13 protein-coding genes and 2 pseudogenes are annotated in these 11,906 nt (G+C 70.8%); 9 read left to right on the top strand and 6 right to left on the bottom strand.

Annotated elements, in window-relative coordinates; genetic code table 11:
- Positions 1-133 precede the first annotated feature (133 nt).
- From AB0M11_RS39925 to AB0M11_RS39915, 3 genes are all read left to right on the top strand, one after another.
- Positions 134-1,282, top strand: a complete 1,149-nt coding sequence (locus AB0M11_RS39925; RefSeq protein WP_365713629.1) for an ABC transporter substrate-binding protein — start codon at positions 134-136, stop codon at positions 1,280-1,282.
- 112 nt (positions 1,283-1,394) lie between these two features.
- Positions 1,395-2,600 carry a sensor histidine kinase gene (locus tag AB0M11_RS39920; RefSeq protein WP_365713627.1) on the top strand — a complete coding sequence of 402 codons (1,206 nt, stop codon included), beginning with the start codon at positions 1,395-1,397 and terminating at the stop codon, positions 2,598-2,600.
- Positions 2,597-3,256 carry a response regulator transcription factor gene (locus AB0M11_RS39915; RefSeq protein ID WP_365713625.1) on the top strand — a complete coding sequence of 220 codons (660 nt, stop codon included), beginning with the start codon at positions 2,597-2,599 and terminating at the stop codon, positions 3,254-3,256. Before AB0M11_RS39920 ends, AB0M11_RS39915 begins: the two co-directional genes overlap by 4 nt.
- A 139-nt stretch (positions 3,257-3,395) precedes the next feature.
- On the opposite strand, the gene AB0M11_RS39910 is transcribed toward AB0M11_RS39915, so the two are convergent.
- Complete coding sequence (locus AB0M11_RS39910; protein ID WP_365713623.1) at positions 3,396-3,563, bottom strand: hypothetical protein; 168 nt, start codon at positions 3,561-3,563, stop codon at positions 3,396-3,398.
- 228 nt (positions 3,564-3,791) lie between these two features.
- Here AB0M11_RS39910 and AB0M11_RS39905 point away from each other — a divergent pair, with 228 nt between their 5' ends.
- Both AB0M11_RS39905 and AB0M11_RS39900 read left to right on the top strand, forming a co-directional pair.
- Positions 3,792-4,148 carry a hypothetical protein gene (locus tag AB0M11_RS39905; protein ID WP_365713621.1) on the top strand — a complete coding sequence of 119 codons (357 nt, stop codon included), beginning with the start codon at positions 3,792-3,794 and terminating at the stop codon, positions 4,146-4,148.
- A gap of 67 nt (positions 4,149-4,215) precedes the next feature.
- A complete protein-coding gene (locus tag AB0M11_RS39900) occupies positions 4,216-5,085 on the top strand; it encodes a helix-turn-helix domain-containing protein (protein ID WP_365713619.1) in 870 nt (289 codons plus the stop codon).
- Here AB0M11_RS39900 and AB0M11_RS39895 read toward each other — a convergent pair.
- Positions 5,079-5,537: a peptidoglycan-binding protein gene (locus AB0M11_RS39895; RefSeq protein ID WP_365713617.1), complete on the bottom strand. Its 459-nt coding sequence runs from the start codon at positions 5,535-5,537 to the stop codon at positions 5,079-5,081. The genes AB0M11_RS39900 and AB0M11_RS39895 overlap by 7 nt on opposite strands.
- 177 nt (positions 5,538-5,714) lie before the next feature.
- Between AB0M11_RS39895 and AB0M11_RS39890 the strand changes: the two genes are divergently transcribed.
- On the top strand, positions 5,715-6,611 hold the full coding sequence (locus AB0M11_RS39890; RefSeq protein ID WP_365713615.1) for a DUF2690 domain-containing protein: 897 nt from the start codon (positions 5,715-5,717) through the stop codon (positions 6,609-6,611).
- On the opposite strand, the gene AB0M11_RS39885 is transcribed toward AB0M11_RS39890, so the two are convergent.
- From AB0M11_RS39885 to AB0M11_RS39875, 3 genes and pseudogenes are all read right to left on the bottom strand, one after another.
- A complete protein-coding gene (locus AB0M11_RS39885; RefSeq protein WP_365713613.1) occupies positions 6,592-7,299 on the bottom strand; it encodes a hypothetical protein in 708 nt (235 codons plus the stop codon). The genes AB0M11_RS39890 and AB0M11_RS39885 overlap by 20 nt on opposite strands.
- Before the next feature lie 371 nt (positions 7,300-7,670).
- A complete protein-coding gene (locus AB0M11_RS39880) occupies positions 7,671-8,111 on the bottom strand; it encodes a hypothetical protein (protein WP_365713611.1) in 441 nt (146 codons plus the stop codon).
- 1,082 nt (positions 8,112-9,193) lie between these two features.
- Positions 9,194-9,388, bottom strand: a pseudogene (locus tag AB0M11_RS39875) (LuxR C-terminal-related transcriptional regulator); the annotation flags it as partial.
- A 283-nt stretch (positions 9,389-9,671) separates the two neighbouring features.
- On the opposite strand from AB0M11_RS39875, the gene AB0M11_RS39870 reads away from it, so the two are divergent.
- Positions 9,672-10,625, top strand: coding sequence for a nuclear transport factor 2 family protein (locus tag AB0M11_RS39870; RefSeq protein WP_365713609.1), 954 nt, complete (start codon positions 9,672-9,674; stop codon positions 10,623-10,625).
- Between the two features lie 264 nt (positions 10,626-10,889).
- On the opposite strand, the gene AB0M11_RS39865 is transcribed toward AB0M11_RS39870, so the two are convergent.
- Positions 10,890-11,327 carry a MarR family transcriptional regulator gene (locus AB0M11_RS39865; protein WP_365713607.1) on the bottom strand — a complete coding sequence of 146 codons (438 nt, stop codon included), beginning with the start codon at positions 11,325-11,327 and terminating at the stop codon, positions 10,890-10,892.
- Positions 11,328-11,463: 136 nt separating this feature from the next.
- Between AB0M11_RS39865 and AB0M11_RS39860 the strand changes: the two genes are divergently transcribed.
- On the top strand, positions 11,464-11,820 hold the full coding sequence (locus tag AB0M11_RS39860; protein WP_365713605.1) for a hypothetical protein: 357 nt from the start codon (positions 11,464-11,466) through the stop codon (positions 11,818-11,820).
- Positions 11,817-11,906 (top strand): annotated as a pseudogene (locus tag AB0M11_RS39855) (MBL fold metallo-hydrolase); the annotation flags it as partial. The gene AB0M11_RS39860 and the pseudogene AB0M11_RS39855, both read left to right, overlap by 4 nt.

Genomic DNA, 11,906 nt, shown 5'->3' with positions numbered 1-11,906 from the left:
GTTGTTTCAGAAAAAAGATATTTATTACACCCCCGGCCACCCGCGGCCCGCCGCCGTCCGCGGGCCGGCGCGCCGCCGCCCCCCCCCCCCGCCGCGTACGGAAGGCGGCGGCGGATTCAGGAGGCCCCCCACCATGCCCAGCAACTTCAGCAGGCGTCGGTTGCTCACGACCGGTGCCGGTGTCGCGCTCGGCGGTGCCGCCGCCGTCGCCGCGCAGAGCACGGCGAGCGCCGCCCCGGCCGTCGGCTCGTCACTCACCGGCGTCCGCGAGGAGACCCGCTCTCTCGACGAGCTGTACGAGGCGGCGATCGCCGAGGGCGGCAAGCTCGTCCTGTACCAGGGCGGGGACGTGGACAGCCAGGCGGCCGGGGTGCGTTCCGCATGGGCCGCGCGCTTCCCGAAGGTCGAGCTGACGGCCGTCGTCGACTACAGCAAGTACCACGACGTCCGCGTCGACAACCAGCTCGCCACCGGCACCCTCGTCCCCGACGTCGTCCAGCTCCAGACCCTCCAGGACTTCACCCGCTGGAAGCGCGAGGGCAGGCTGCTGCGCTACAAGCCGGCCGGGTTCTCCACGGTCCACCAGGGCTTCAAGGACCAGGACGGCGCCTGGACCGCCCTGATGGTCATCGCCTTCAGCTTCATGTACGACATCCAGGGCGCCGGCGCCGATGCGCCGAAGAGCCCGCTGGACCTGCTCGATCCGCGCTGGAAGGGTGCGATCGCGTCCTCGTACCCGAACGACGACGACGCGGTCCTCTTCCTGTACACCCTCTACCAGCAGCGGTACGGCTGGGACTGGGTGGCGAAGTTCGCGGCGCAGCAGCCGCAGTTCGCGCGGGGCACGAACACCCCCGGTGCCGCCGTCAACGCCGGTACGAAGACCATCGGGGTCGGCGGCTCGGGCAGCCTGCTCTCCTCGTCGACGACCGTGAAGTGGGTCGTGCCCGAGGGCGACCACCCGTTCATGGCGTGGGGCCAGCGTGCCGCGATCCTGAAACAGGCGGCCCACCCGGCGGCCGCCAAGCTGTACATGAACTGGCAGTTGTCCCAGGAGCGCCAGAGGGCCAGCTTCAACGGCTGGTCGGTGCGCACCGACGTCACCCCGGACGCCGGCCTGAAGCCGGTGTGGGAGTTCCCCAACGCCCACGTCGTGGAGTTCCCGAGGTTCATGGAGGACCGGGCGACGGTCGAGCGGATGAAGCAGACGTTCTCCCTGTACTTCGGTGAGGTCCAGGGCGCTCCCTCGCCGGGCTGGCCCGGACTGCACCCGGGGGCCTGACATCAGCGCGAGCACGGCTCCGCCCGAGCGTTTACAGCGGTCACACAGCTCACGGCCTACACTCCGTGCCCTGTTGTCACCGCCGCCCGGCCCGCCCCAGGGAGCCGCAGCCGTGCCCGTCACCGCTCACGCCGTCCGCCGGACCACCGTGTCCGCGCGGCACCTGCCGCACCTGGTGTTCCTGGTCGCGGCCGGCGGCACCCTCGTCCGGCTCGTCCAGGCGCACAACGAGCTGTGCTGGCGGGTCGCGCCGCCCACGGCGGCCATGGCCCTGCTGTACGCGGTCGGGCTGAGCCGGTGGGACCGGCTCGGCCGGGCCCGGACCCTGCTGCTCGGTGTCCTTCTGCTGCTGTGGGCTTCGGTGGCCTGGGCCCTGTCGGGCCCCCTCGCCTCCGGGTACGCGTGGCTGGCGGTGCCCTTCGCGGTCCTGGCGATGCGGACGCCCACGCGCGCGGAGCGGGCCGCGGCCCTCGCCGTGATCACGGCCCTGCTGCTGGCCGTCCTGGTGCGGGCGTACGGCGCCGTCGACCCCGACGTGCTGGCACCGCCGGTCGCCGCCGTCTGGGCCACCGTGCTGCTGTACCGCAACCAGCAGCGGCTCACCCGGGAACTGGCCGGCACCCGCGGGGCGCTGGCGCGCCAGCAGCACGAGGCCGGGCGACTGGCGGAGCGGGCGCGTATCGCCCGGGACCTGCACGACACGCTCGCGCAGGAGATCGCCGGCAGCCGGATGCTGCTCCAGGCCGCCGAGCGTGACTGGGAGCGCCGTCCGGAAGCGGCCCGCAGGCAGGTGCGGGCGGTCACCGAAGCGCTCGGCGACCATCTCGCGCAGACCCGCGGCATCATCCAGGACCTCACCCCGCCGGTGCTCGCCGAGGACGGTCTGGAGTCGGCGCTGCGCGACCTGTGCGCCCGCACGGACACCACGGCCGGCACGCCCCGGATCTCCTTCCGTACCGAGCACGGGGCCTGCCCGCTGCCGACCGAGCACGCAGTCGCACTGCTGCGGGTCACCCAGGGGCTGCTCGCCAACGCGTGCGAGCACGCGAGCGCCGACCAGGTGCAGGTGACCCTGGTGTACGGCGAGGAGGGGGCGGCGGCCGTCGAGGTGCGCGACGACGGGACCGGCTTCGACCCGGGCGCCGTGCGGTCCGCCGGGGACCGCCGGGGCTTCGGGCTCGGCGCGGCGCGGGAGCGGCTGGTCGCGCTGGGCGGTTCACTCGCCGTGGACAGCGCGCCGGGAGCGGGCACGCGCGTGCGTGCGTCGCTGCGGGACCCCGCGCACGCGGTGCACCTGATCCCGGCGGGCGCCCGGTGAGCGAGGCCGTCGAGCCCGCGCTGCGGATCCTCATCGTCGACGACCACACCGTCGTGCGAGCCGGTCTGCGCGCCCTGCTGGAGGGCGAGCCCGGGTTTGACGTGGTCGGCGAGAGCGGGGACGGCCTCGAAGCGGTACGGCTGGTTGAGCGGCTCGGTCCCGACGTCGTGCTCATGGACCTGCGCCTGAGGGAGCCGGGCGCGGCGGGTGACGGCATCGACGGCATCGAGGCGACCCGCCGGATCCTCGACGCCGACGCGCGCGCACGGGTCGTCGTGCTCACCAGCTACGGCAGCCAGGCCGACGTCCTGCGGGCCGTGGAGGCGGGAGCACGCGGCTACGTCCTCAAGGCGGGCCCGCCCGAGGAACTGTTCCGCGCGGTGCGGGCCGCGGCGGCCGGGGGCCTGGCACTGGCCCCGGAGGCCGCCGCCAGTGTCCTGGGGCGCGCGGCCGGGCCGCCGCTCAGCGAGCGGGAGGTCGAGGTCGTACGGCTCCTCGCGCAGGGGCACAGCAACCGGGCGATCGCCGGTGCGCTCTTCCTGGCCGAGGCGACGGTGAAGACCCACCTCGTCCGCATCTACCGCAAGCTCGGCGCCGAGAACCGCGCGGCCGCGGTCAGCGAGGCCGTCCGGCTCGGACTGATCGAGCTGGTCTGACACGCCGCCCGCAGCCCTGCTTCCAGCGGGGGGCTCGTCCTGGACACCTTCGTCAGCAGTCACGGGCAGGTGCCGGCGCCCGCCCCCGTGCGGCGGTGCCGGGCACGATGAAGCTCACGCCGCTGGACGGCCACCCGCGTCAGCGGCGCAGCACGACCTCAACCTGCCCTCGGATGCCCTGGACGGTCTCCTCGACGCCGAAGCCGACGTTCGTGCTCACCGCCCTGCTGAGGAACATCACCGCGGACACGATGCGTGCCAGCGCCGCTGCCTCACCCTCTGCACCCCGCTCGTCACGGCGCAGCACGGCGGCGACGGCCTCCTTAAGGCCCGGGCGACGATGGCGAGCGCTTCGCCGTGCCGGGACTCCTGGGGGTCGCCGAAGACCATCTCCCGCAGGCAGGTGCGCCCGTTGCCGATCTGGCAGGCCTGTCCAGCCAACAGGGCGGCGGACCGAAAAACTCCTTCTGCTTGTCGCACCCTGTGTGTTGGCCTGACGTCCATGGGGTGTGAGAAAAGAATGATGACAACGGTCATGGTGGGTGCACTCGTCTCCGCCGCTCTGGTCGTGGGAGCTCCGCCGGCCGCGGCGCGAGTCGACCAAGGCTGCGCCGAACTGGACGTCTGCTTCTACAAGACGGCGGCCGACTGGGCGCAGGGCCAGCCGACGGGTTCGTACCGGGGCGTGACGCGGTTTCCGCAGGAACTGGGGCCGGACGCCTATGGTGCTTACGCGGTCTACAGTGCCCTCAACGAGGAGAGGGCGATCCTGCACATGACCGTCGCAGGCGACGGTCGCGTATACGGCATCTGCCTGGCACCCCACGAGCAGCAGGTACTCCAGCCGGACACTGTGAGCACGGTCTACATCGACGGCAAGGCTGGCTGCTGAGGGTGCGCTCGGGCGTGTCCCCCCGGCGGGGCAGGTTTCGTGTGCCCGGCCATGCCGGGCGTTGGACATGACGCTGCGAAAGCCCGTGCACGAGGACCTTCCCGACGCGCACCGGCGGCTGTTGGACGAGCTGTGGCGCCTGAAAGGCCGCCACAGCTGGACCTTCGCCCAGCTCGCCCGGAAGACGGGCTACAGTGCGACCTCCTGGCACCGCTACTTGTCTGGCCGGACGATGCCGCCGTGGGAGGCAGTGGATGCCCTCGGGCGTCTCGCTGCGCAGGAGGACGGCCGACTGCGGGCACTGTGGGAGGTAGCCGCGGCCGCCGCCGCCCGGCGGTCGGCGCCGGGACGGACAGGGCCGCTGGCCCGGGACCGGGAGGCAGCCGCACTCGCGGCAGCCAGTGCGGCCTCTCGCTCCAGATCCCGGGCGGCCGTGCTCGGCGGTCTGCTGGGCACCACCCTGCTTTTAGCCTCATCGCTGGCCCTGCTGAGCCCCTGGGGCGGCGGTCGCGCGGCGCCCCAGGGCCCGGCCCCCCAGGGGGCGCCGTCCGGTCAGCCCGAGTGGCCCTGGCCGCTGCCCATCGCGACCGGGACACCAGCAGGAGTGGCCTGTCTCGGCGACCACTGCCGGGGCCGGGACCCGTACCGGCTCGGCTGCGACCGGGGCAGTGTGCCGGTGCACGCGCTCACCGCCCACCGTCGGACGCTCACCCTCTGGTACAGCCCCGTCTGCCGTGCCGTGTGGGCTGAGGTCGTCCCTGGCGCCGGAACGTCACGTCTCACCGTCTCCGACAACAGCCGGGCGGTGACCGCACCGGCCGGGGACGCGCGCACCGGCATGCTGGGCACCGAACCCGGCCAGGCCAGGGGGAGCGTGAACCTGCCCGGCTGTCAACTCGGTGTCGATGCCCGCACGTCATGGGTCGTTGATCAGTGAGCGTCCCGGCAGGCGTGCAGAGTGGTCACGTCGGTGCGTAGCGGGATGAAGCGTCCTTCGTCGTACACCTTGTAGACGCCCGCACCTGTGCGGAGCAGCGGCAGGGCATATCGCTCGCCGACGTACACCGTCCAGGGTGGCCGGGACACCAGTCTGCCACTCGCGAAGCCGAAGGTCTGGGCTCCCGTGACCCCGTCGGCGACCAGACCGTGGTTGCTCTGCCAGACGCGGGTGGCCTCACGGGTACGGGCGTCGTAGCGGCAGGTGACAAAGGCCCGGGGGAGGTAACCGTCCGCCCACAGCACGGACTGCCACAGGCCGACGAGGTCACTGCGCGGGTGCTCGCGGGCGTCGAGCGGTCTTTCGTCCCGCCAGTCGTCGCTGAGGCCGCCACGGCCGGTGACGTACGACGCCGCCGGCCGTCCGGCGGCGCTCGCCGGTATGGACGCCATGACAGTTGCGACAGTCACAACGAGTGCTGCACGCAGCGGATGCGGTCCACCGGTGACCCCCATGCCCTGCCTCTACCCGGCGGCTGGAAATGGCAAGCGGCGCACTTCTGCGGCAAGCGACCGGTGGCCTACCGTCGGTTGGGCGTGTCGTCCGTGGCGGATGGGGTGGGGCAGGCAATGGGGGAGTGGCAGGCGCTACCGGAAGAGCTGGAACCCGATGTACAGGTCCTGGTGGACCGGTTGCGGGAGATGAAGGACAGCAGCGGGCTGAGCCTCGCGGACCTGGCCGGACAGACCCCCTACAGTAAGTCGGCCTGGGCGCGCTACCTCAACGGCAAGATGCTGCCGCCCCGAGAGGCTGTCGAGGCACTGGGCCGGCTGATGGGCCGCGACGTCATACCCCTGACGGCCTTGTGGGAACTGGCGGAGCAGGCGTGGAAGCGGCCGCGCCCGCCCGGCCGGGAGGCGGACCCCGGCGGGGAGCCGACGGCCGAGGCGGTGGAGCCGGCCGCCCGACTCGCACGCCGGATGCCACCGGGTGCGCGGCCGGCCGGCGTCCTCGTCGTCCTGGCCGCGGTGGTCGTCGCCGTCGTCGCCTTCTCGGCCGCAGGCGGTCATGACACGGGCGGCCCGCACAAGGCGTCCGCTCCCCAGGCGATGTCGACGACCGACCCGGAAGCTGGTCTGGACACGCAGTGCTATGCCGACGGTTGCGCGGGCCTGGACCCCAAGGACACCGGCTGCGCCGGTGATGCCTGGACCTCCGCCCTCACCCGGGTGGGCCAGGTGTACGTCGAACTGCGCTACAGCGACGCCTGCCGCGCCGCATGGGCCCGCATCAGCTGGGGCCGGCCGGGTGACGTAGCACAGGTCGTGCCGCGGCACGGTGAGTCGCGGAGCGAGCCGGTGCACTACGACACTGACGTGTACACGGCCATGGTTCCCGCCTCTGACCCTGCAGAAGCCAAGGCGTGCACGGCGCTGCGCTCCGGGCGCCGCGGCTGCACCGCCCGAGGCGGCCACCGCCGCCTGCTCGAACCGCCCGAACCTGCCGTCAGCGGTACGTCGCGTTAATGCCATCCGCTCGTGCGAGTGCGGCGTTGCGCTCACTTCTGATCTTCTCAAGAGGCTGGCGGTGGAGTTCGAGGGCCGCAGTTTCGAAGGCCACCTCGACGGCATGGAAGACTCCGCCCACGTTGTGCTGGTACTTGCACGCGACGTCCGCGGCAGCGGTGTCGAGCTCCAGCCGACTGGGCGGCCGGTCAGCGTTCCAGCGTTTGTCCTTGGCGGCGTCCAGCGGGGTGGCGTAGTGGAAGCCACGGGCGGTCATGCAGGCGGACCATGCGGAGAACACCGCTCGGACCCGGCTGTCTGACGCGGTCTTGAAGTATGCGTCGAGGCGTATGTCGACCGTGAGGCCGGCGTCCGAGAAGACCGTGGACGGATCGGCGTGACCGGCGATGGCGCGCTGGGCCCGGCCGATACAGCCACCCGGCGGCACTCGCCGGCCATGAATGGTTGTCGCCGGTGCCGTTATACGGGCTCGTGAAGTGCTGCCCGCCAGGGCGACCAGCAACTGCCCGCGGGCCGGTGGCCCGGACGGTGGGCGCACGGGCCGCTGAGCGGCCGCCCGGTCACGGTAACCCGTGTGCACGGCCCGGGGGTCGTCGTTCGGAAGATCCCCGCGCGGGTTGTTGTCGGTTGAGGTGTCGACCGGGGCGGTCAGCGCGGGTGGTTCGTAGTCGTAGCCGTACTGCCTCATGCAGGAGCGGACCAGATGCGCGGCCGCCCGCGTCAGGCGCGTCTGCTGGTCCGCGCTGAGCAGGAACGGCGCGATGGGCAGAAGACTCAGTTGGCGGGGACCGGCGGGTGTGGGGGTCGCTGTCACGGGTGCGGGCCGGTCCGGAACGGGACTGAGGGCCTGCTCCGTTCCTGGCGAGGAGGTTCCGCATGCGGCCAGTAGCCCGGCGGCGAAGGCCGAGGCGACGACGGCTCGGGCACGGCGGACGACAAGTGAGGACACTGGGCCTGCCTTCGGCTTGGGGCGGGTTGCCGGAATCACGACGGACGACGCCGAGGTGAGGTGTTCCTCGCCCGGACTGGGGACGAAGAACACCTTTCACGATCGGGGGATCAGCACTCGCCGGGCCCGCTCCAGGTCTGTGACGCCTCATTGTTGCTCAGCGTGCTGTTCAGGTTCGCTTCGTCCAGCGGCGCGATCGACTGCTGGATATTCCCAGAGCTGTGGAGGGGATACACCCAGATGTGCAGGGTGCATTGCGTGTCGTTGTTCCAGGCCGACGCGGCGTTGTTGCGAACGGGCTTGCCGTAGCCGTCTCCGCTGCCGCCGAAGGTGTACCCCTGATAGTTGATGGAGTAGCGGTCACCGAAATAAGCTCCGTTGAAGTCCGAGTGGTAGAACAGGCAGGAGGACCCACCGGCACCGGTCGAACCGTCGCCGACGATGTCGCAGTCGGATGCACTGGCCGCGTGGGCCCCGGGAGCTGCCAGTCCCGTGATCAGCATGCAGCCGGCAGTGAGAACGCCTGCCAGGATGCCCTTTCCCTTGAACATCTCGTCCCCTTCTCTGGTCGCACGATGCGGCGGTACCGGTCGAGCCGCTCGACCCGAAGCAAGGGCGAGCGACTCCCGGACGGGTCTCATCGTTTGACGACCCGTGCCGGCCAGACCAGGGCGTACCGCGATGCGATAGGAATGCGAGACGTCCCACTCTCTGACCAGCACGGATGTAGGAAGGGGCGGTGTGCCCACGGAACGGCCGCCGTCCCGGGAACACACCGCTGGGACTTGGGCCTGGTCCCACACGGGCAGCCCCGCCGCGTGCGCGCGCTGGAAGTGCCCGTGCCGAGCGAGGCGTAGGTCGCGAACACGGCGACCGTCTCGGGGCCGGCGGTCCACGCGATCAGCTCGTCCGGGTCAGTCGTGCACGGCACGCCCTGGCTGTCCGTGCCCCGCGGGGAGCACACCCCGATCATCGCTCCGTGGCGGCCGCCCTGGCGCCAATTGGCGGCCATCTGCAGTGACAGGTCCAGCGTCGACACCAACACCAGCACGCGGCGAGTCGAAAGACGGTTCGCCTCCACCTCGGTCAGCATTTTGCCGGATCCGGTAGCGGCGATGACCTGAGTCCGTAGACCTCCGGGCGGGATTCCCTTTCCAGACTATTTCGAGAGATTCCGCAGCACTGAATCCACTGCCTCAATCTCATGTGGAAGAAGACTCATGCACGTCATTCCGGATCCATTTCACGCGCCACTCCAGGTGCGCGCGAGGTGGTTTGGTTTTCGAGGGGAGACCAGCCCACCATCCGAGGGAGGCACCTGGCCATGGGGATGTTGCGAAAATGACCCGTCCCCTTCGGAGAGGGGCCGACCGAAAAGGACCCGCGCCACGGGCACCTCGCCGGCGGCCTACGCCACGCGCCGGAGCGGGTTGTCCCGAGCCGTGAGCTGCGTGACCTGCTGGGCGCCCGGGTGCATTTCGGGGCCGACGACGCAGTGTTCGTGACGATCACTCGGTTCAGCCGCGAGTCCGAGAACGGAACGCCGCTCGTCTTTCTGGGCGCCGTAAACGGCCGGGGACAGGGCGACGCGCGGTGCATCGGGCTCGCCGGAAGGCGGCCTGCGGGCGGCGTGTCAGACCAGCTCGATCAGCCCGAGCCGGACGGCCTCGCTGACCGCGGCCGCGCGGTTCTCGGCGCTGAACCTGCGGTAGATGCGGACGAGGTGGGTCTTCACCGTCGCCTCGGCCAGGAAGAGCGCACCGGCGATCGCCCGGTTGCTGTGCCCCTGCGCGAGGAGCCGTACGACCTCGACCTCCCGCTCGCTGAGCGGCGGCCCGGCCGCGCGCCCCAGGACACTGGCGGCGGCCTCCGGGGCCAGCGCCAGACCCCTGGCCGGCTCGTGCGTCCGAGCTGCGTGTATTTCATGACCACCTGGCCCACGGCTTCGAGTGCGCTCCAGGCATGAGCGTCGAGGAGGGGCAACGAACGCCAAGGAGCGGCAAGGGCGATTGACATGAACCGCTCCTGAGTGTTTATCTGCCGCTGCAGAGTTTTAAACTTCAAGCTAGTCACTCCCCGGTTTCGCACACACGAGACGTCTGGAGCGCACCATGTCCCCTACCGCCCCCACCACCCCCGCCCGCAGAGCCGTCGTCGCCTTCCTCGCCACCGCCGCGGTCCTGGGCGCGGCCGCCGTACCCGCCGTGGCGGCCCCGCCCGGCCCGGCCGCCGGGCACGCGGCGCACGGCCAGGGCGGCTACGGCGATGCCGCCCGCCTCGGCTACCAGAAGGCCGTTGCCATCACCGTCGCCAAGCGAGTGTTCGAGCATGGCGACACCGCGGTCGTCGACCGCTTCGTACGGCCGGACTACATCCAGCACAACCCGACCGCGGCCGACGGGGCGGCGGGCCTCAAGGCCCTGGCCACCTCGATCCACCAGCAGTTCCCCGACGCCCGCTACCACGTCAAGCGAGCCATCTCCGAGGGCGACCTCGTGCTGCTCCACTCGAACGTGGTGCTGGTCCCGGGCACCAAGGGCGCGTCCGTCATCGACATCTTCCGCTTCCAGGGCGGCAAGATCGCCGAGCACTGGGACGTGATCCAGAACGTGCCGGACACCACGGCCAGCGGCAACGACATGTTCTCCACGCTGAGTTCACCGCAGGTCTCGCAGCCCCTGGACCACCGGCTCACCCAGGCCAACAAGGCACTGGTGACCAAGGCCTTCGACGAGCTCATGGTCCACAAGGACCTGAGCGCCCTCGACCGCTACTGGGACCCCGGCTACCTCCAGCACAACCCGCAGATGCTGAACGGCGTGCCCGCCGCGAAGGCCGGCCTCGGCGGTTACTTCGCCTCGGCACCGCAACTGACGGTCACCCCGAAGCGGATCATCGCCGAGGGCGACCTGGTGGCCGTCCACAGCCACTACGTCAACTATCCGGGAGACCGGGGCTCGGCGATCCTGGACCTGTTCCGGGTGCGGAACGGCAAGATCGTCGAGCACTGGGACATCATCCAGGCGGTCCCGGAGACCTCGGCCAACGGCAACGGCATGTTCTAGAGGCCGGGACCCGCCCGCAGGCCCCGCCCCGGTCCCTCGGCGTGCACGGTGGCGAACACCGCCGGGCGCGGGGACCGTCGGCCGCGGCAGCCGTGCCTCGCGCGTTCTTCCGGGACCGGGGCGCTCGAAGCGCCCCGGTCGTTCCTGACTGCCCTGCGGAACAGAGGGTGTTCAAGGCGTTCGCGAGGCGTTCGGACGCGGCGTTTCCGTGACGCCGTTTTGAGCCGCCCGTATGCGACGGCGGTCCGGATCAAGGGCAGGAACTCACGCGTTCGCGTCGCGGAGCGTGCGCAGGATGCGCTCGAGGTGGCGGCGGTCCTCGGCTGAGAGTGGTCCGGCCAGGTGGGTGCGCAGGTGGGAGACGTGGGCGGTCAGTGCGTGGTCGAGCGCCTGACCGCCCTTGTCGGTCAGTACGGCGAGTGCGGCTCGGCGGTCGGCGGGATCGGGGTCGCGGCGGATGAGTCCTTCCTTTTCCATGCGGTCGGCGAGCCGGGTGAAGCCGCCCGAGCTGAAGGACACGGCCTCTGCCAGGTCCGTCATGCGGAGCTGGTGGCCGGGGGTGCGGCCCAGTCGCAGCAGCACTTCGAACCAGGTGTGCGGTATGTCCAGATCGCGGTTCACCAGGGGCTTGATACGGCTGTGGGCCTCCACGAAGAGACCGAAGAGTGTCACGTCGTCGTCATTCAGCAGTTGCTCATTCACTCCTCAAGGATGGCAGAAGGGCATGCGTGGAAGAATCTGCCGTTGCAATATCTGTTGTTACAGATATATTATCTGCGTCGGCAGATACTTGCCGTGTCCACCCCGCAGATGTGGAGTCCGCCCCATGGGAAAGCGCGTGCTGGCCGCCTCCGGCGTCAACGAGCCGTTCGCGAAGACGTTCCCCCAGGCGAAGGGCGACATCGTCGTCGGCTTCACTGCAACCACCCTGAACCTGCTCCGCCTCGGCCCGTTCATGAGCGACCGCGCTGCCCTCGAACGTCACACGGCCCGCCTCGGCCTCCGCACCGGCGATGTACACGGCGCCGACTCGTCCGCCCCCACGTCCTCAGCCTCCACCCGTTCGACCAGCCGGGCACCCAAGGCTGAACCCCCGATCGACACGGGCCGCCCCCTTCGACCCGGTTCACGTCGTCCACCTCGCCACGAGGCGATTTCCCCGACCATCACCCTTCACCCGAGGAAGCACGCATGAGCACTCTCTCCTTCAAGGTCCTCGATCTCGACTTCCCGGCCGGGAGCAAGAACAAGACGGCCACTCTCGTCACCGGCGAGAGCGAG

It is taken from the genome of Streptomyces sp. NPDC051987 (assembly GCF_040680735.1).
Lineage (GTDB): Bacteria > Actinomycetota > Actinomycetes > Streptomycetales > Streptomycetaceae > Streptomyces.
The sequence above is the reverse complement of the archived record's forward strand: the minus strand, read 5'-3'. Positions and strand labels throughout refer to the sequence as shown.

Bases quoted from the DNA above. Each gene is read 5' to 3' on its own strand.
- AB0M11_RS39900 (WP_365713619.1), top strand. From the start codon at position 4,216: ATGACGCTGCGAAAGCCCGTGCACGAGGACCTTCCCGACGCGCACCGG.
- AB0M11_RS39870 (WP_365713609.1), top strand. From the start codon at position 9,672: ATGTCCCCTACCGCCCCCACCACCCCCGCCCGCAGAGCCGTCGTCGCC.
- AB0M11_RS39880 (WP_365713611.1), bottom strand. From the start codon at position 8,111: ATGTTCAAGGGAAAGGGCATCCTGGCAGGCGTTCTCACTGCCGGCTGC.
- AB0M11_RS39905 (WP_365713621.1), top strand. From the start codon at position 3,792: ATGGTGGGTGCACTCGTCTCCGCCGCTCTGGTCGTGGGAGCTCCGCCG.
- AB0M11_RS39890 (WP_365713615.1), top strand. From the start codon at position 5,715: ATGGGGGAGTGGCAGGCGCTACCGGAAGAGCTGGAACCCGATGTACAG.
- AB0M11_RS39895 (WP_365713617.1), bottom strand. From the start codon at position 5,537: ATGGCGTCCATACCGGCGAGCGCCGCCGGACGGCCGGCGGCGTCGTAC.
- AB0M11_RS39885 (WP_365713613.1), bottom strand. From the start codon at position 7,299: ATGAGGCAGTACGGCTACGACTACGAACCACCCGCGCTGACCGCCCCG.
- AB0M11_RS39925 (WP_365713629.1), top strand. From the start codon at position 134: ATGCCCAGCAACTTCAGCAGGCGTCGGTTGCTCACGACCGGTGCCGGT.